The following is a 16,927-nucleotide window of genomic DNA, read 5'->3' on the forward strand; positions in this document are numbered from 1 at the left end:
CGTGGCTTCACTGGGTGCGCCCCCGGGGGCCCCCGCGCACGCCCGGCCGCAGGCCCTCCCGGGGCTATTCGCGGGCCGTCTCGCGGGCCTGCTCGCGAGAGCGCCGGCGGGGCAGAACGCGCAGCGCATCGCCCATGTCCGCGACCTCCGTGACCTTCATGCCGGCGGGCACCTTCCCCGGGTCGGCCGGCACCAGCGCGTGCGTGAACCCGAGCCGGTGGGCCTCGGCGAGGCGCCGCTGCACGCCGGTGACCCGGCGCACCTCGCCGGCCAGGCCGACCTCGCCGATGGCGACGAGGTTCTTGGGCAGCGGGACGTCGCTCGCGGCCGAGGCGAGCGCCAGGGCGACGGCGAGGTCGGCGGCCGGCTCGGTCAGCTTCACCCCGCCCACGGTGGCGCTGTAGATGTCGCGCTTGCCGAGCGCGGTGATCCGGCCGCGCTGCTCCAGCACGGCCAGCATCATGGAGACGCGCGAGGTCTCCAGGCCGGAGGTGGTCCGCCGCGGGGAGGGGATCTGCGAGTCGACGGTGAGCGCCTGCACCTCCGCGACCAGCGGCCGCTTGCCCTCCAGGGTCACGGTCAGGCAGGTGCCGGGGACGGCCTCCGCGCGGCGGGTCAGGAACAGCCCGCTGGGGTCGGCGAGTCCGGTGATGCCCTCGTCGTGCAGTTCGAAGCAGCCGACCTCGTCGGTGGCGCCGTACCGGTTCTTCACACCGCGCACCAGCCGCAGCCGGGCGTGCCGGTCGCCCTCGAAGCCGAGGACGACGTCGACCAGGTGCTCCAGCAGCCGCGGGCCGGCGATCGCGCCGTCCTTGGTGACGTGCCCGACGAGCAGGGTGGACATGCCGCGCTCCTTGGACGCCCGGATCAGGGCGCCGGCGACCTCGCGGACCTGGGCCATGCCGCCGGGCGCGCCGTCGATCTCGGGGGAGGCGACGGTCTGGACGGAGTCGAGGACCAGCAGCGAGGGGTTCACGGCCTCGATGTGGCCGAGGACGGCCGAGAGGTCGGTCTCGGCGGCGAGGTAGAGGTGGTCGCTGAGCGCGCCGATCCGGTCGGCCCGCAGCCTCACCTGGCTCGCCGACTCCTCGCCGGTGACGTACAGGGTGCGGTGGGAGGGGCCGGAGGCCTTGGCCGCCACGTCCAGCAGCAGCGTCGACTTGCCGACGCCCGGCTCGCCGGCGAGCAGCACCACGGCGCCGGGGACGAGGCCGCCGCCGAGCACCCGGTCCAGCTCGTCGACGCCCGTGCTGCGGGCGGTCGCCGTCCGTCCGTCCACCTGCGCGATCGGCAGCGCGGCGGTCGAGACGCGGCCGGGCGCGGTGGTCCGCACGGCGGCCGCCCCCATCTCCTCGACGGTGCCCCACGCCTGGCACTCGGGGCAGCGCCCGAGCCACTTGGCGGTGGTCCAGCCGCACTCGGTGCAGCGGTAGGAGGGCCGGTCCTTCGCGGACGAGCGGGATGTACGGGCAGCCATGGCGCCCACCGTAGCGGCAGGCACCGACATCCCCGGCCGGCAGCACAGGCAGCCCGGCGCCAGGCGGGCGGCCAGCGGCTGTTCGATCTCGTCACCCTTAAGGGCTAAAACAGCTCAAGGCTTCACGGCTCCCGGCGGGCTGCGGCCTACCTTCGCCAGGGTGAGCAGCAGCAACCAGGAAAGCCCCGCCCGGCACTCCGGCGCACGACGGGCGCACGGGCGCACGCCTCCCGAGGGGCGCGCGGCAGAACAGGCGCCCCCCTTCCGGCACGAGCCGTACCTGGACGGCCTGTTCACGTACTGCCTGTCCGTCCTGTGCGACCACGACACGGCCACCGACGTGCTCGCCGACGTGCTCGCCGTGGCCGAGCGGCATCCCGGCCGCTGCCCCGACGAGAGCGACCGCCGCGCGTGGCTGTACGCCCTCGCCCGCTGGGCCTGCCTGCGCCGCCTCGCGGAACAGCACGGCACCCGCAAGGGGGCGCACAGCGCCCGGCGTACGCCGGAGCACAGCGGAGCGCACCGTGCCCCCGGCGACCGCTCCCAGGACACCGCCGCGCACCGGCGCACCGAGCTGGCCCGGCTCGCCTGGCCCGAGGCCGCCGGCACCACACCCGAACAGCGCGAGGCCCTCGAACTCGCCGTCCGCCACCGCCTCGGCGTGCCCGAGCTCGCAGCGGTCCTCGGCACCCCCGAGGCCGGCGCCCGCGAACTGCTGGCGGGCGCGGCCTGCGAAGTGGAGCGCACCCGCGCCGCCCTCGCCGTCGTCGAGACCGGCGGCTGCCCCTCCGTCTCCCGGCTCACCGGCGGCGGGCAGCTCCTGCTGTCCACCACCCTGCGGGCCGAGCTCGTCCGCCACGTGGACGACTGCCCGCGCTGCCGCCGCCTCGCCGAACGCGTCGACGCCGCCTCCCCCTGGCCGGGCTCCTGCGGCGTCGAGGCGGCCCTCCCGCTCGTCCAGGCCCCCCGCACCGCCGTCCACGCCGCGCTCCAGCGCCCCGGCCGGGGCCGCGGCCGGCCCGCCCCGCGCTTCGACCGCACCGGATTCCCCGTGGACCCGCGGGACCGGGCCGCGCGCCGCGACCGGCTGCGGGCCCGGGCCGTCACCACCACCGTCGTCGCGACCGTCGTCGCGGCGCCCGTACTCGCCCTGTGGGCGGCCCACCGCGGCGGCCCCGGCACCGGCGAGACCGCCGGCGCCGACGCCACCCGGATCTCGGCCAGCGAGGCGGACCTCCCGCCGGGGCGGGCCGGCGGCAGCCCGATGCGGGCCTTCGAGAACGCCGGCGCGACCGGCCGCACCAGCGGCGCCCCCGGCTTCGCCGGCCCCTCCCCGTCCGTCTCCGTCGAGGTGATCAGCACCGGCGCCCCGGCCGCCCCCGACCGGCCCGGCGCCCCCGGCCGGCTCACCGTTTTTGCCTCCGCGGAAGGCACCACGACCGTGCTCACCCTGACCGCCTCCGGCGGCGCCCCGGTGCACTGGCGGCTCTCCTCCGACGCCCCCTGGCTCCGCGCGAGCCGCACCGCCGGCACGCTGGCGCCGGGGGACTCGGCCCGGATCCTGATCACGGTCGACGGCGCCTCCGAGCCCGTCGGCCCCTGGGCCGCCCGCGTCGGCGTCGACCCGGGCGGCGCGGTCGTCGCCGTACGCGGCAGCGGCCGCCCCGCACCGGCCGGAAGCGAGCCCCCCGCCCCGCGGCCGACGCCCACGCCCACCCCGACGCCGACCCCCGAGCCGACCCCGACGCCGACGCCGGATCCCACGCCCACCGCCACGCCCGAGCCGACGCCCACCGCCACGCCCGAGGACCCCGCAGGAACGGTTTCCCCGCCCCCCGGCGACCCCGCTCCGTGACCGTCGAGCGCCATCCACGACGTGCGCGCGGCGATCACCGCGGCCACCCTGGACCCAGTGGGGGACCCCCGAGGACCAGGAGGTCCGGATGAGCGTGCTGGACAAGCTGAAGCAGATGCTGAAGGGGCACGAATCCCAGGTGGACCAGGCCGTCGACAAGGGCGGCGACATGGTCGACAGGAGGACGCAGGGCAAGTACGCCCGCCATGTCGACACGGCCCAGGACCGGCTCAAGGAGCAGTTCGGCACCACGGGCCGCGACCGGCAGGACCCGCCCCCGCCGCCCGCCCCGCCGCAGGGCTGACCGGCCCGGCGCCCACCGGACGGCCGGCCCGGCACCCGGGCCGGCCGCCTGCTGCCGCCGCGCGCCCAGGGCCTGTCCGGCGGATCAGGGCCCGGCCATGATCCGCCGGACGGACCCTGAGCCCGCTACCGGCCCGCCGGGCCCGGAGGGTCCGCCGGGTGCGGCGCCATCGGGAGCAGCGACGCCAGCCGGGCCTCGCACAGCCGCGCCAGCTCCGCGTACCCCTCCGCGCCCATGAGCTCCACCAGCTCCGCCCGGTACGACACGTACACCGGCTGCCCCGCGCCGTGCGCCGACGTCGCCGACGTGCACCACCAGTGCAGGTCGTGCCCGCCCGGCCCCCAGCCCCGCCGGTCGTACTCGCCGATCGAGACCTGGAGCACCCGCGTGTCGTCGGGCCGGTCGATCCACTCGTAGGTGCGCCGGATCGGCAGCTGCCAGCACACGTCCGGCTTCGTCTCCAGCGGCTCGCGGCCCTCCCGCAGCGCCAGGATGTGCAGCGAGCAGCCCGCGCCCGCCGGGAACCCCGGCCGGTTGAGGAAGATGCACGCCCCCTCCCACCGGCGGGTCTGCCGCTCCCCGTCCTCGTCCTTCTGCACCCACCCGGTGTCGGTGCCCACGTCGTGGAACTGCCACAGCTCCGGGGAGAGCCGGGCCACGTGCTCCGCGACCCGCCTCTCGTCGTCCTCGTCCGAGAAGTGCGCGCCCAGCGTGCAGCAGCCGTCCGAGGCCCGGCCGGCCTGGATGCCCTGGCAGCCGCTGCCGAAGATGCACGTCCAGCGGGAGGTCAGCCACGTCAGGTCGCAGCGGAAGACCTGCTCCTCGTCCGCCGGGTCGGGGAACTCCACCCAGGCCCGGGGGAAGTCGAGGCCGGTCTCGTCGCCCGCGGCCGGAGCCGGTCCGACCGCCCCGGCCTTCTTGCCGCTCTTGCCGCTCTTGCCGTTCTGGGGCTTGTCGGCCTTCTTGGTGTGTGGCACACAACCAAGCCTATGCCGCCCTCGGGCCACCGCGGCTCCCGCGGCACAGTAGCGTTTCCCCGTATGAGACTCGGTGTCCTGGATGTGGGGTCGAACACGATCCATCTGCTGGTGGTGGACGCGCACCCCGGCGCGCGCCCGCAGCCCGCGCACTCGCACAAGGTCGAGCTGCGGCTGGCCCAGCTGCTCGACGAGCACGGGGCGGTGACCCCCGATGGCGTCGAGCGCCTCGTCTCGGCGATCGCCGGCGCGGTGCAGGCCGCCGAGGACAAGGGCTGCGAGGACGTCCTGCCGTTCGCGACGAGCGCCGTCCGCGAAGCCACCAACGCCGACGAGGTGCTGGCCAGGGTCAGGGCCGAGACCGGCGTCGACCTGCCCATCCTCAGCGGCGAGGACGAGGCCCGGCTCACCTTCCTCGCCGTCCGCCGCTGGTTCGGCTGGTCGGCGGGCCGGCTGCTCGTCCTCGACATCGGCGGCGGCTCCCTGGAGATCGCGTACGGCATCGACGAGGACCCGGACGCGGCCGTCTCCCTCCCGCTCGGCGCAGGCCGCCTCACCTCGGCGTGGCTGCCGGGCGACCCGCCCGAGCCGGCCGACGTCCGCGCCCTGCGGCGGCACGCACGGGCCCAGATCGCCCGCGTCGTCGGCGAGTTCAACCGCTTCGGGACCCCCGACCACGTCGTGGCCACCTCCAAGACGTTCAAGCAGCTGGCCCGCATCGCCGGCGCCGCCCGCTCCGGCGACGGCCTCTACGTGCAGCGCGAGCTCACCCGCAAGGCGCTGGAGGAGTGGGTGCCCAAGCTCTCCCGGATGACCGCCGAGCAGCGCTCCACCCTGCCGGGCGTCTCCGAGGGCCGCGCCGCCCAGCTGCTGGCCGGGGCGCTGGTCGCCGAGGGCGCGATGGACCTCTTCGGCATCGACGAGCTGGAGATCTGCCCGTGGGCTCTGCGCGAGGGCGTCATCCTGCGCCGCCTGGACCATCTGCCCACCTGAGGCCGCGGCCGGTCTGCCCCCGGCCGGGCGGGGCCCGTACCCTGTCCCCGTGGCAGAACCCGTCCGTGTCCCGACCGCGAAAGTCGCCCTCTCCACCGCCTCCGTCTATCCGGAGTCGACGGCGACCGCCTTCGAGATCGCCGCACGCCTCGGCTACGACGGCGTGGAGGTCATGGTCTGGACGGACCCGGTCAGCCAGGACGTCGACGCGCTGCGCCGCCTCTCCGACCGGCACGGCGTGCCGATCCTGGCCGTCCACGCGCCGTGCCTGCTGATCACCCAGCGCGTCTGGTCGACGGACCCGTGGATCCGGCTCCGGCGGGCGCAGGCGGCCGCCGAGCGGCTCGGCGCGAGCACGGTCGTCGTCCACCCGCCGTTCCGCTGGCAGCGCCAGTACGCCCGGGACTTCGTCACCGGCATCTGGCGGATGGCCGACGAGACCGACGTCCGGTTCGCCGTCGAGAACATGTACCCCTGGCGCTACCGCGACCGCGAGATGCTCGCCTACGCCCCCGAGTGGGACGTCACCAAGGACGACTACCGCCACTTCACCGTCGACCTCTCGCACACCGCGACCGCCCGCACGGACGCCACCGCGATGGTCGACCGCATGGGCGACCGCCTCGCGCACGTCCACCTCGCCGACGGGAACGGCTCCGCGAAGGACGAGCACCTCGTCCCCGGCCGCGGCACCCAGCCCTGCGCCGAACTGCTGGAGAGGCTCGCCGCGAACGCCTTCGACGGGCACGTCGTGATCGAGGTCAACACCCGCAGGGCCATGTCCTCCGCCGAGCGCGAGGCCGACCTCGCCGAGGCCCTGGCCTTCACCCGGCTCCACCTCGCCACCGCCCCGGCGCGCCGACCGTGACGGGGCCCGCACCCGAGCCGGGCGGGCCGCCGAAGCCGGTGCGCCGCCGGGGCCCCGGCCGCCCCCGGCAGGACGAGGCCGCCGAGGGGCCCGGAACCCGGGAGCGGATCCTGCTCGCCGCCCGCTCCGAGTTCGCCGCGCGCGGCTACGACAAGGCCTCCGTACGCGGGATCGCCAAGGCCGCCGGCGTCGACCCCGCCCTCGTCCACCACTACTTCGGCAGCAAGGACGACCTGTTCGCCGCCGCCGTCGAGCTGAGCATGGAGCCGGCGCTCGTCGTCCCCGCCGTCCTCGGGGAGGGCCCCGACGGCGTCGGCGAACGCCTCGCCCGCTACTTCCTCGGCGTCTGGGAGAACCCCGCCACCCGGGCCCCGCTCCTGGCCGTAATCCGCTCCGCCCTCACCCACGAGGCGGCCGCGAAGGTCCTGCGCACCCTGGTGCTGCGGCGCGTGCTGGAGCGGGTCGCCGCCGACCTCGACGTCCCCGACCCCACCTTCCGCGCCGAGCTCGCCGCCTCGCACATGGTCGGCATCGCCGTCCTGCGGTACGCGGTCCGGGTCGAGCCCCTCGCCTCCGCCGACCCGGAGGCGATCGTCGCCCTCGTCGCGCCCACCCTGCAGCGGTACCTGACCGAGGACTGACCCTCCCGTCCCGGCATCCGGACCACCTGTCCGCATCCCGGTCCGGGGGCGTAGCCTCGTAACCGAGCCATATCCGCAGTCGCGGCGGCGCGCCGGCGCCACCGCACTCATGGGGAGTGAACCCGATGCCCGAGCTGAGGTCCCGCACTGTCACCCACGGCCGCAACATGGCGGGCGCCCGCGCCCTCATGCGTGCGTCGGGCGTAGCGAGCGAGGACATCGGGAAGCCGATCGTCGCGGTCGCCAACTCCTTCACCGAGTTCGTCCCCGGGCACACCCACCTCGCCCCGGTCGGCCGGATCGTCTCCGACGCCATCCGCGCGGCCGGAGCCGTCCCCCGCGAGTTCAACACCATCGCCGTCGACGACGGCATCGCGATGGGCCACGGCGGCATGCTCTACTCGCTGCCCTCGCGCGACCTGATCGCCGACTCCGTCGAGTACATGGTCGAGGCGCACTGCGCCGACGCCCTGATCTGCATCTCCAACTGCGACAAGATCACCCCCGGCATGCTGATGGCCGCGATGCGCCTGAACATCCCGGTCGTCTTCGTCTCCGGCGGCCCCATGGAGGCCGGCCAGGCCACCCTCGTCGACGGCACCGTCCGCAAACTCGACCTGATCAACGCCATCGTCGACGCGGTCAACGAGAACGTCTCCGACGAGGACGTCCTGCGCATCGAGGAGAACGCCTGCCCCACCTGCGGCTCGTGTTCCGGCATGTTCACCGCCAACTCGATGAACTGCCTCGCCGAGGCCATCGGCCTCGCCCTGCCCGGCAACGGCTCCGTCCTCGCCACCCACACCGCCCGCCGCGCCCTGTACGAGCAGGCCGGCCGCACCGTCGTCGAGATCACCAAGCGGTACTACGAGGACGGCGACGAGTCCGTCCTGCCCCGCAGCATCGCCACCCGCGAGGCCTTCGAGAACGCCATGGCCCTCGACATCGCGATGGGCGGCTCGACCAACACGATCCTGCACCTGCTGGCCGCCGCCCAGGAGGCGGGCCTGGACTACGACCTGAAGGACATCGACGCGGTCTCCCGCCGCGTCCCCTGCCTGGCGAAGGTCGCCCCGAACGTCGCCCCGGGCGGCACCTACTACATGGAGGACGTCCACCGGGCCGGCGGCATCCCCGCCATCCTCGGCGAGCTGCACCGCGGCGGCCTCCTCAACAAGGACGTCACCACCGTCCACTCCCGCGGCCTGGAGGACTGGCTCGCCACCTGGGACGCCCGCTCCGGCACCGCCTCCGAGGAGGCGATGGAGCTGTGGCACGCCGCCCCCGGATGCAAGCGCTCCGCGACGGCCTTCTCCCAGTCCGAGCGCTGGGAGTCCCTCGACCTCGACGCCGAGAACGGCTGCATCCGCTCCGTGCAGCACGCGTACAGCAAGGACGGCGGGCTCGCCGTCCTCAAGGGCAACATCGCCGTCGACGGCTGCGTCGTGAAGACGGCGGGCGTCGACGAGTCGATCTGGACCTTCGAGGGCCCGGCCGTGGTCTGCGAGTCCCAGGACGAGGCCGTCGACAAGATCCTCTCCAAGCAGGTCAAGGAGGGCGACGTCGTCGTCATCCGCTACGAGGGCCCCAAGGGCGGCCCCGGCATGCAGGAGATGCTCTACCCGACCTCCTTCCTCAAGGGCCGCGGCCTCGGCAAGGCCTGCGCCCTGATCACCGACGGCCGCTTCTCCGGCGGCACCTCCGGCCTGTCCATCGGCCACGCCTCCCCGGAGGCCGCCTCGGGCGGCACGATCGCCCTCGTCGAGGACGGCGACCGCATCCGCATCGACATCCCGAACCGCTCGATCGACCTCCTCGTCGACGAGGCCGTGCTGGAAGCCCGCCGCGAGGCCCTCGGCGGGGTCTACGCCCCGAAGAACCGCGAGCGCAAGGTGTCGGCGGCCCTCCGCGCGTACGCGGCGATGGCGACGAGCGCCGACAAGGGCGCGGTCCGCGACGTCACGAAGCTGACGGGCTGACCCGCAGCCGGACCGGAAGCCCCGTCCGCCGCCGGTGCGGCGGCGGACGGGGCTTCCGCGCACCCCGGCCCCAGCGGCTGAACCTGGTGGCGCCGGGGCCGCTACCAGGCCGCCGGGTTCGCGGTGTCCACGGCGAAGACCGTGCCGTCGGGGGCCGAGGCGAAGACGCGGCCGGCCGCGGCGACCGGGGACGGCAGGGCCGCCGTGAAGGTGTTCGGCGCTGCCGCCATACGGGGCTTCGTCTGGCCGAGGAGGCGGCCCGCGGCCGCGTCCACCGCCAGCAGGCGGCCGTCCGGCGCGGACAGGAGGACGCGGCCGTCCGCGAAGACCGGCCGGGACGCGACGGCCAGGCCCGTCTCCAGCCGCCACTGCTCCTTCACCGGGCCGATCGCCGCGAGCCCGCCCGAGGCGCCGAAGGCGTACACCACGCCGTCCGCGCCCACCGATGCCTGCGCCTGGTACAGCGGGGTGCCGGGGCGGACCCGCTTCACGGCGCGTGTGCCGAGGTCGATCCGCACGACCGCCTCCGCCTTCCCCTCCAGGTCGCTGTCCAGCAGGAACAGCCCGCCCTGCGCCGCCCCGACCGGCTGGAGCAGTCCGGCCGTGCGCAGCTGCCAGCGCGCCGCGCCGGTCGCCGGGTCCACCGCGGCCACCCGGGTCGCGGAGCCGTCGCCGTCGGGGACGGCCGCGTACAGGGCGGGCCCGCCGAACTCCTGAGGGCCGGCCCACCACTGCGTGCCGGTGCCGCCGACCTGCCGGGTCCAGCGGACCGTCCCGGTCGCCGCGTCCAAGGCGGTCGCCGTCCCCGACGCCGACACGGCGAGGACGTGGCCGCCCGCCGCGACCGCCCGGGCGCCGCCGGGCAGCGGGTGCCGCCAGCGCTCCGCGCCCGTGTCCGGGTCCCGCGCCTGGAGGAGCCCGGCGCCCGGCGCCGCGGTCAGGACGAGCCCGCCCGCGAGCAGGGGGGCCTCCGGCGCGGTGCCGGGGGCGCTCCGGCCGGCGGCCGGCACGCTCCACACGGCCGTCCCGTCCGCCGCGTCGAGCCGGACCCCGGCCAGGCCCGCGCCTGCGCAGTACAGGGCCGTCCCGTCCGCCGAGCACGCCGCGCCCGCGGCGCCGCCCTGCGCAGGTCCGCCCGGGGTGACGGCCCACGGGGCGGGCGGCTGCTGCGGGGGTGCGCTCCGGCCGGCGGTGCGGACGGCCGGCGAACCGCCGCCGGCCGAGCCGGCCGCGTACACGCCGCCGACCGCCAGGGCGGACGCCGCCAGCACCGCGGCCGCGACGGCACCGCGCCGCCGGCGCGACCACCGCCGGGCGCGCCGCCGGAGCCCACCGGCCGCTCCGGCCCCTGCTGGGCCGTCCGCGCCGCCGTCCACGCCCCCGTCCGCGTCCGGCTCCGGCTCCGGCCCGCGGCGCCGTACGTGCGTGGCGTCCTCGGCCCCGGCCCGTCCCGCCGTCTCCGCGGCCGGACGGGCCCGGGGCTGCGGGATGAACGCCTGCGTGTCCTCGCCGGTCGGGTACGCGACCGCCCGCACCTCCGCGATCAGCTCCTCGGCGGTGGGCCGGTCCGCCGGGTCCTTCGCCAGGCACCGCGCCACGACCGGGGCGAGCCGTTCCGGCAGCCCGCTCAGATCGGGCTCGCCGTGCACCACCTGGTACGCCACCAGGTAGTGGCTGTCGGAGTCGAACGGCCCGCGCCCGGTCGCGGCGTGCACCAGCACCGCCCCCAGGGCGAAGACGTCCGCGGCCGGGCCGACCTCGCGGGGCCGCTGGAACTGCTCGGGCGCCATGTACGGCGGCGTCCCGATCAGCTTGCCGGTCTCCGTACGCAGCAGGCTGTCCGCGGGCCGGGAGATCCCGAAGTCGATGACCCGCACCCCGTCGGCCGCCATGAGCACGTTCCCCGGCTTGAGGTCGCGGTGCACGACCCCCGCCCGGTGGATGTCCCGCAGCGCCTCCGCGAGCCCGGCGGCGAGCCGCGTCAGCCCGGCGGCGTCGAGGACCCGCTCGCGGACCCGCTCGGCGAGTGTCGGGGCGTCGATGAACAGGGTCGCCATCCACGGCCGTTCGGCGTCCGGGTCGGCGTCCACGACAGGCGCCGTGAAGGCTCCGCTCACGCGCCGCGCGGCGGCGACCTCCTGGCGGAAACGCGCCCGGAACTCGGGGTCGACCGCATGCTGCGGATGCACGATCTTGACGGCGAGTTTCAGCCCCGACCCGGACGTGGCGAGATGGACGACGCCCATCCCCCCGGAGCCGAGCACCGCTTCGAGCCGGTACTGCCCGGCGTACTCCGGAAAGCCCACCCCGTCCGCGCGCCGCGACTGCACCGCTCCACCACCCCCGCCGGAGCCTAGTCGATGCCCCGTCCCCGGCCACAAGGGTCCTGCTACCCTGCGCGAGTTGCGCACCGCAGCATTTCCGGGGGGAGATCGCGCATGTCCGTCGAGAATGATTCCGGCCAAGTCCAGAGCCTGTCGTCCGGCTCCGGCTTCCCGACCTTTCCGGTCGCTTCGGGCTACCGGGTGAACGTCCGCAGCGGGCCCGGCACCCAGTACTCGATCGTCCGTGTCCTGCCGTACGGCGCGTGGGTCGGCATCCGCTGCCAGTGCAGGGGCACGACGGTGACGGGCCCGTACGGCACGTCCGACATCTGGGACTGCATCGGGAACGGCGAGTTCGTCTCCGACGCGTACGTGAAGACCGGCAGCGACGGCTACGTCACCGGCACCTGCGGCTGACCCGCCCGCCCGGCGGCGCGGCCGGGTCCTCCCGGCCCGGGCCCCGGGCACCCGTCCTCCGCGTGAGACACCCCGGCCCGGCCGCGCGCCCGCCGGGGGATAATCGCCGGTGTGAGCGACGAGCAGCCCGAGAAGACCCCCGCCGCGCCGGCCGCGGCGGCGCCCGCCGGCGGCCCCGAGCCGGAGCCGATCCGCTTCTTCGGCACCACCTGGGTCCACCACGACGGCGGGTACGCGCTGCGCCGGATCGCCGCCGGCGCCGGCTCGATCGTCACGGCCATCGCGGCGGCCGTCCTGCTCCGCCTGTCCTACGAGGGCCTGGCGATCGGCAACGTCGGTTCGTTCCTGAACATCTCCGTCGTCGTCCTCTTCGCGGTCTGCAGCGCGATCGCCTTCGTCAAGACCTGGGACTCCTTCAGCCGCCGCCCCGCGCCGTCCTCCGACGAGGCCGCGCTCAAGGGCCTGAAGACCATCGGCTTCATCGGCTCCCTCATCGCGTACTTCCTGCGCTGCTTCGCCGAGGCGCCCGGCGAGGGCCTGCGCCGCGCCGAGTACCAGCGCGCCGTCGCCGAATACGAGCGCCGCCGCAGCTCCCGTACGGGCAACCCGGCCGCGCGCCGCCCCAAGCGCAAGAACTAGGGCCTGTATCGGGTTGCCCCGCGGCGTCGCGACGCCCGGCACGCACCCCGGCGCGCACCGAACGCCGCTCCTTGCTCCACGGGGCAACCCAGTACAGGCCCTGGCGCGACCCCCTGCGCGCCGTTGACGCACGGCACCTCCAGGAGCAATATTCATCACATGATGAATAACCGGGGGGCCGGTCCCGCCCCCTTTCCCGCGGCGCCCGCAGCCCCCGCCGTCCGCGCCCGCGGCCTCACCGTCCGCCGCGGCACCGGCCGCACCCCGCGCACCGTCCTCGACGCGATCTCCTTCGACGTACCCCGCGGCCGCATCACCGGCCTCCTCGGCCCCTCCGGCTGCGGCAAATCCACCCTCCTGCGCGCCGTCGTCGGCACCCAGGCCCACACCACCGGCACCCTCGACGTCCTCGGCCGCCCCGCCGGCCACCCCGACCTCCGGTCCCGCATCGGCTACGTGACGCAGGCCCCCTCCGTCTACGACGACCTGACCGTCCGCCAGAACCTCGACTACTTCGCCGCCGTCCTCGACCCCGGCCGCGCCGCGGCCGAACGCCGCCGCACCGCCGTCACCCGCGCCCTCGCCGACGTCGACCTGGCCTCCCGCGCCGACGCCCTCGCCGGCGACCTCTCCGGCGGCCAGCGCAGCCGCGCCTCCCTCGCCGTCGCCCTCCTCGGCTCACCCGACCTGCTCGTCCTCGACGAACCCACCGTCGGCCTCGACCCCGTCCTGCGCCGCGACCTGTGGCACCTCTTCCACGACCTCACCGCCGCCCGCGGCGCCACGATCCTCGTCTCCTCCCACGTCATGGACGAAGCCGAACGCTGCCACGACCTCCTCCTGATGCGCGACGGCCGCATCCTCGCCCAGGACACCCCCGACGCCCTGCGCACCCGTACCGCCGCCGACACCGTCGAAGCCGCCTTCCTCCGCCTCGTCGACGAAGCCGCCGCCCCCGCAGCCGCCCAGGAGCAACCGCGATGACCACCCCCGCCGCGCCCGCCGCCCCGCTCGCCGCCCCGCTCGCCGCGCACGCCGCCCGCACCGCCGCCACCGCCGCCCGCGTCCTGCGCCAGCTCCGCCACGACCCGCGCTCCATCGCCCTGATGCTGCTGGTCCCCGTCCTGATGCTGACCCTGCTCCGCTACGTCTTCGACGGCAGCCCCCGCACCTTCGACAGCATCGGCGCTTCCCTCCTCGGGATCTTCCCGCTGATCACGATGTTCCTGGTGACCTCCATCGCCACCCTCCGCGAACGCACCTCCGGCACCCTCGAACGCCTCCTCGCCATGCCGCTGGGGAAGGGCGACCTCATCGCCGGCTACGCCCTCGCCTTCGGCGCCGTCGCAGTCGTCCAGTCCGTCCTCGCCACCGGCCTCGCCCTGTCGCTCCTCGGCCTCGACGTCGTCGGCTCGCCCTGGCTGCTGCTCCTCGTCGCCCTCCTCGACGCCCTCCTCGGCACCGCCCTGGGCCTGTTCGTGTCCGCCTTCGCCGCCTCCGAGTTCCAGGCAGTCCAGTTCATGCCGGCCGTGATCTTCCCGCAGCTCCTGCTGTGCGGCCTGTTCGCGCCCCGGGACACCATGCAGCCCGTCCTGGAACGCCTCTCCGACGTCCTGCCCATGTCGTACGCCGTCGACGGCATGACGCAGGTCCTCACCCACACCGACATGACCGCCGACTTCGTCCGAGATGTCGCCGTCGTCGCCGCCTGCGCCCTGCTCGTCCTCGCCCTCGGCGCCGCCACCCTCCGCCGCCGCACCCCCTGACCGCACTGCGGACACCCCCTCGCCGGCGCGCCCGCGGGTGAAAGGATGAGCAGGCGAGGAGGGCGCGCCCGCCCGCGCGCCCGCAGCAACAGCAGCAGCCAGCTCGACGAGGTGACACCGCATGACCCAGACAGTCGCAGTCCTCGGTACCGGAAAGATCGGCGAGGCCCTGCTCAGCGGCATGATCCGCGGCGGTTGGCCCGCCGGGAAGCTCCTCGTCACCGCCCGCCGCCCCGAACGGGCCGAGGAACTCCGCGCCCGCTACGGCGTCGAAGCCGTCAGCAACGCCGAGGCCGCCGCTCGGGCCGACACCCTCATCCTCACCGTCAAGCCGCAGGACATGGGCCGCCTCCTCGACGAGCTCGCCCCGCACGTGCCCGCCGACCGCCTCGTCATCAGCGGCGCCGCCGGCATCCCCACCTCCTTCTTCGAGGAGCGGCTCGCCGCCGGCACGCCCGTCGTCCGCGTCATGACCAACACCCCGGCCCTCGTCGACGAGGCCATGTCCGTCATCTCGGCCGGCAGCCACGCCACCGCCGAGCACCTCGCGCACGCCGAGGAGATCTTCGGCGGCGTCGGAAAGACCCTCCGCGTCCCCGAATCCCAGCAGGACGCCGCGACCGCACTCTCCGGCTCCGGGCCCGCCTACTTCTACTACCTCGTCGAGGCCATGACCGACGCCGGCATCCTCCTCGGCCTGCCCCGCGCCCAGGCCCACGACCTCATCGTCCAGGCGGCCATCGGCGCAGCGGTCATGCTCCGCGACAGCGGCGAGCACCCGGTCAAGCTCCGCGAGGCCGTCACCTCCCCGGCCGGCACCACCATCAACGCCATCGTCGAACTCGAACGGCACGGCGTCCGCGCCGCCCTCATCGCCGCCCTCGAAGCGGCCCGCGACCGCAGCCGAGAACTCGCCACCGGCAGCAACTGACGGCCGGCGGGGCGGGGGCGGGGCGGGCACGGCTCCGCCCCCGCGGTTCTCCCTTTCAGGGCGCCAGGAGCCCGATCGCCTCGTAGGCCCGGTCCACCACCGGCCGCGCCAGCGCCCTCGCCCGCGCGGCACCCTCGCGCAGCACCCGGTCCACGGCCCCGGGATCCGCCGCCAGCTCGGCGTGCCGCTCCCGCAGCGGCCGCAGCACCTCCACCACCGCGTCGGCCACGTCCCGCTTCAGCGCCCCGTACCCGCCGTACCCGTCGGCGAGGGCCGCGGGGTCCCCGCCCGTACAGGCGGCGAGGATGTCCAGCAGGTTCGCGACCCCCGGCCGCCCGGCCCGGTCGTAGACGACACCGCCGTCCCCGCTGTCGGTGACGGCCCGCATCACCTTCCGCCGTACGACATCGGGCTCGTCGAGCAGGAACACCACGCCGGGCCCCTCCCCGAACGACTTGCCCATCTTCGACGCCGGGTCCTGGAGGTCCATCACCCGCGCCGCCACCGCCGGGTGCACGGCCCGCGGCACCGCGAACGTGTGCCCGTACCGCTGGTTGAACCGGACGGCCAGGTCCCGGGTCAGCTCGACGTGCTGCCGCTGGTCCTCCCCGACCGGCACCTCCTCGGCCCCGTACGCGAGGATGTCGGCCGCCATCAGCACCGGGTACGTCAGCAGCGACAGCCGCACCCCGGCCCCCGCGCCCCGGGCCTGCCCCGCCTTCTCCTTGTACTGGACCATCCGCCGCAGCTCGCCGTCGGTGGCGGTGCACTCCAGCAGGTACGCGAGCCGCGTGTGCTCGTCGACGTGGCTCTGGACGAACAGGGTGCACCGGTCAAGCGACAGCCCGGCCGCCAGCAGCAGGGTCGCCGCCTGCCGGCTGAGCCGGCGCACCCGCGCCGGATCGTGGTCGACGGTGAGCGCGTGCAGGTCGACGACGCAGAACAGCGCGTCGTCGGGCTTCTGCTCGGCCTCGACCCACTGCCGTACGGCGCCCAGGTAGTTGCCCAGCGTCAGGTGGCCGGTCGGCTTGATCCCGCTGAAGATCCGCGTCATGTCGGTGTCTCTCCCTGTCCGTGTCGGTGTGGCGGCCGCCGCCTGGGGGGACGGCCGGGCCACTCCGCGGATGCGGGGAGGAACGCAAAACGGCCGCCGAGGCGGCGGCCGTGAGCGCGTACGTGCTCGCGTGGTGGATCGGCCGCCGTCAGGCGGGCCACCAGCGAAGGCTCGGCACGAGTGCGCGCGTGGTCATGACGGCCACAGTAGCGGCCGACAGGCCGCCCGTCGCGGAAGTTGACACACCCTTGCGCCGTCCGTAAGGTTCTTCGAGTTGTCCGACGTGAGCGCCGACCGCGGTCGGTCCCCGGACAGCCATCCCGCACTACACACCCGAGCGAACGGCGCACTGTGCCGTCTCGTTTTCATGCGTATTTGCGAATGGGGAATCCGCGTTCCAGGACGCAGCCGCCGATTGGCATCGGGGGCAAGGAATCCGCTAATGTCTCACATCGCCGCAAGGGCCAACGGCCCCCAAAGCGAATCCCGCTGACTGGGAGTCAGCCCCGAGAGGGTCTGATAGAGTCGGAACCGCCGGAAAGGGAAAGCGCGAAAGCGAAAACCCCGGAAAGCGAAGCGCGAAAGACTCTGATAGAGTCTGAAACGCAAGAACGAAAGCCCGGAGGAAAGCCCCAGTAAGTGTTACTGCGGGTGAGTACGAAGGAAGCGTCCGTTCCTTGAGAACTCAACAGCGTGCCAAAA

Annotated in this window: 15 protein-coding genes; 11 read left to right on the top strand and 4 right to left on the bottom strand. The window is 75.1% G+C overall.

The features are described 5' to 3' along the window. Nucleotides 1–64: 64 nt before the first annotated feature. Nucleotides 65–1,477 (bottom strand): DNA repair protein RadA, encoded by a 1,413-nt coding sequence (radA, locus tag ACZ462_RS25875; RefSeq protein ID WP_467808899.1) that lies wholly within the window; start codon nucleotides 1,475–1,477, stop codon nucleotides 65–67. Nucleotides 1,478–1,637: 160 nt separating this feature from the next. Here radA and ACZ462_RS25880 point away from each other — a divergent pair, with 160 nt between their 5' ends. Beyond that, nucleotides 1,638–3,332, top strand: a complete 1,695-nt coding sequence (locus ACZ462_RS25880; protein ID WP_467808897.1) for a BACON domain-containing protein — start codon at nucleotides 1,638–1,640, stop codon at nucleotides 3,330–3,332. An 88-nt stretch (nucleotides 3,333–3,420) separates the two neighbouring features. Beyond that, nucleotides 3,421–3,636 (top strand): antitoxin, encoded by a 216-nt coding sequence (locus ACZ462_RS25885; protein ID WP_467808896.1) that lies wholly within the window; start codon nucleotides 3,421–3,423, stop codon nucleotides 3,634–3,636. Between the two features lie 125 nt (nucleotides 3,637–3,761). On the opposite strand, the gene ACZ462_RS25890 is transcribed toward ACZ462_RS25885, so the two are convergent. Further along, a complete protein-coding gene (locus ACZ462_RS25890; RefSeq protein ID WP_467808894.1) occupies nucleotides 3,762–4,613 on the bottom strand; it encodes a DUF3109 family protein in 852 nt (283 codons plus the stop codon). A gap of 63 nt (nucleotides 4,614–4,676) precedes the next feature. Between ACZ462_RS25890 and ACZ462_RS25895 the strand changes: the two genes are divergently transcribed. From ACZ462_RS25895 to ilvD, 4 genes are all read left to right on the top strand, one after another. Continuing rightward, nucleotides 4,677–5,606, top strand: coding sequence for a Ppx/GppA family phosphatase (locus ACZ462_RS25895; RefSeq protein ID WP_467808893.1), 930 nt, complete (start codon nucleotides 4,677–4,679; stop codon nucleotides 5,604–5,606). Between the two features lie 49 nt (nucleotides 5,607–5,655). Further along, nucleotides 5,656–6,474, top strand: coding sequence for a sugar phosphate isomerase/epimerase family protein (locus ACZ462_RS25900; protein WP_467808892.1), 819 nt, complete (start codon nucleotides 5,656–5,658; stop codon nucleotides 6,472–6,474). Continuing rightward, nucleotides 6,471–7,115, top strand: coding sequence for a TetR/AcrR family transcriptional regulator (locus ACZ462_RS25905; RefSeq protein WP_467808890.1), 645 nt, complete (start codon nucleotides 6,471–6,473; stop codon nucleotides 7,113–7,115). Before ACZ462_RS25900 ends, ACZ462_RS25905 begins: the two co-directional genes overlap by 4 nt. 125 nt (nucleotides 7,116–7,240) lie before the next feature. Next, a complete protein-coding gene (ilvD, locus tag ACZ462_RS25910; RefSeq protein WP_467808889.1) occupies nucleotides 7,241–9,094 on the top strand; it encodes a dihydroxy-acid dehydratase in 1,854 nt (617 codons plus the stop codon). A gap of 101 nt (nucleotides 9,095–9,195) precedes the next feature. On the opposite strand, the gene ACZ462_RS25915 is transcribed toward ilvD, so the two are convergent. Further along, on the bottom strand, nucleotides 9,196–11,424 hold the full coding sequence (locus ACZ462_RS25915; protein ID WP_467808888.1) for a protein kinase domain-containing protein: 2,229 nt from the start codon (nucleotides 11,422–11,424) through the stop codon (nucleotides 9,196–9,198). Between the two features lie 108 nt (nucleotides 11,425–11,532). On the opposite strand from ACZ462_RS25915, the gene ACZ462_RS25920 reads away from it, so the two are divergent. The 5 genes from ACZ462_RS25920 (at nucleotide 11,533) to proC (ending at nucleotide 15,171) form a co-directional block, all read left to right on the top strand. Next, nucleotides 11,533–11,835, top strand: coding sequence for a peptidase (locus tag ACZ462_RS25920; RefSeq protein WP_467808886.1), 303 nt, complete (start codon nucleotides 11,533–11,535; stop codon nucleotides 11,833–11,835). A 111-nt stretch (nucleotides 11,836–11,946) separates the two neighbouring features. Beyond that, complete coding sequence (locus ACZ462_RS25925) at nucleotides 11,947–12,474, top strand: hypothetical protein (protein ID WP_467808885.1); 528 nt, start codon at nucleotides 11,947–11,949, stop codon at nucleotides 12,472–12,474. A 159-nt stretch (nucleotides 12,475–12,633) separates the two neighbouring features. After that, a complete protein-coding gene (locus tag ACZ462_RS25930; RefSeq protein ID WP_467808884.1) occupies nucleotides 12,634–13,458 on the top strand; it encodes an ABC transporter ATP-binding protein in 825 nt (274 codons plus the stop codon). Continuing rightward, nucleotides 13,455–14,240, top strand: coding sequence for an ABC transporter permease (locus ACZ462_RS25935; protein WP_467808883.1), 786 nt, complete (start codon nucleotides 13,455–13,457; stop codon nucleotides 14,238–14,240). The genes ACZ462_RS25930 and ACZ462_RS25935 overlap by 4 nt, the downstream gene beginning before the upstream one ends. Before the next feature lie 121 nt (nucleotides 14,241–14,361). Next, nucleotides 14,362–15,171 (top strand): pyrroline-5-carboxylate reductase, encoded by an 810-nt coding sequence (gene proC, locus ACZ462_RS25940; RefSeq protein WP_467808881.1) that lies wholly within the window; start codon nucleotides 14,362–14,364, stop codon nucleotides 15,169–15,171. Between the two features lie 55 nt (nucleotides 15,172–15,226). Here the strand turns inward: proC and trpS are convergent, their stop codons facing one another. Next, nucleotides 15,227–16,225: a tryptophan--tRNA ligase gene (trpS, locus tag ACZ462_RS25945; protein ID WP_467808880.1), complete on the bottom strand. Its 999-nt coding sequence runs from the start codon at nucleotides 16,223–16,225 to the stop codon at nucleotides 15,227–15,229. Nucleotides 16,226–16,927 lie beyond the last annotated feature (702 nt).

Source organism: Streptomyces sp. NPDC031121 (assembly GCF_055570615.1).

What these genes read in the sequence shown, in the direction of transcription:
- radA (WP_467808899.1), bottom strand. Translation starts at nt 1,477, where the DNA reads ATGGCTGCCCGTACATCCCGCTCGTCCGCGAAGGACCGGCCCTCCTAC.
- ACZ462_RS25885 (WP_467808896.1), top strand. Translation starts at nt 3,421, where the DNA reads ATGAGCGTGCTGGACAAGCTGAAGCAGATGCTGAAGGGGCACGAATCC.
- ACZ462_RS25895 (WP_467808893.1), top strand. Translation starts at nt 4,677, where the DNA reads ATGAGACTCGGTGTCCTGGATGTGGGGTCGAACACGATCCATCTGCTG.
- ilvD (WP_467808889.1), top strand. Translation starts at nt 7,241, where the DNA reads ATGCCCGAGCTGAGGTCCCGCACTGTCACCCACGGCCGCAACATGGCG.
- ACZ462_RS25920 (WP_467808886.1), top strand. Translation starts at nt 11,533, where the DNA reads ATGTCCGTCGAGAATGATTCCGGCCAAGTCCAGAGCCTGTCGTCCGGC.
- ACZ462_RS25930 (WP_467808884.1), top strand. Translation starts at nt 12,634, where the DNA reads ATGATGAATAACCGGGGGGCCGGTCCCGCCCCCTTTCCCGCGGCGCCC.
- ACZ462_RS25935 (WP_467808883.1), top strand. Translation starts at nt 13,455, where the DNA reads ATGACCACCCCCGCCGCGCCCGCCGCCCCGCTCGCCGCCCCGCTCGCC.
- proC (WP_467808881.1), top strand. Translation starts at nt 14,362, where the DNA reads ATGACCCAGACAGTCGCAGTCCTCGGTACCGGAAAGATCGGCGAGGCC.
- trpS (WP_467808880.1), bottom strand. Translation starts at nt 16,225, where the DNA reads ATGACGCGGATCTTCAGCGGGATCAAGCCGACCGGCCACCTGACGCTG.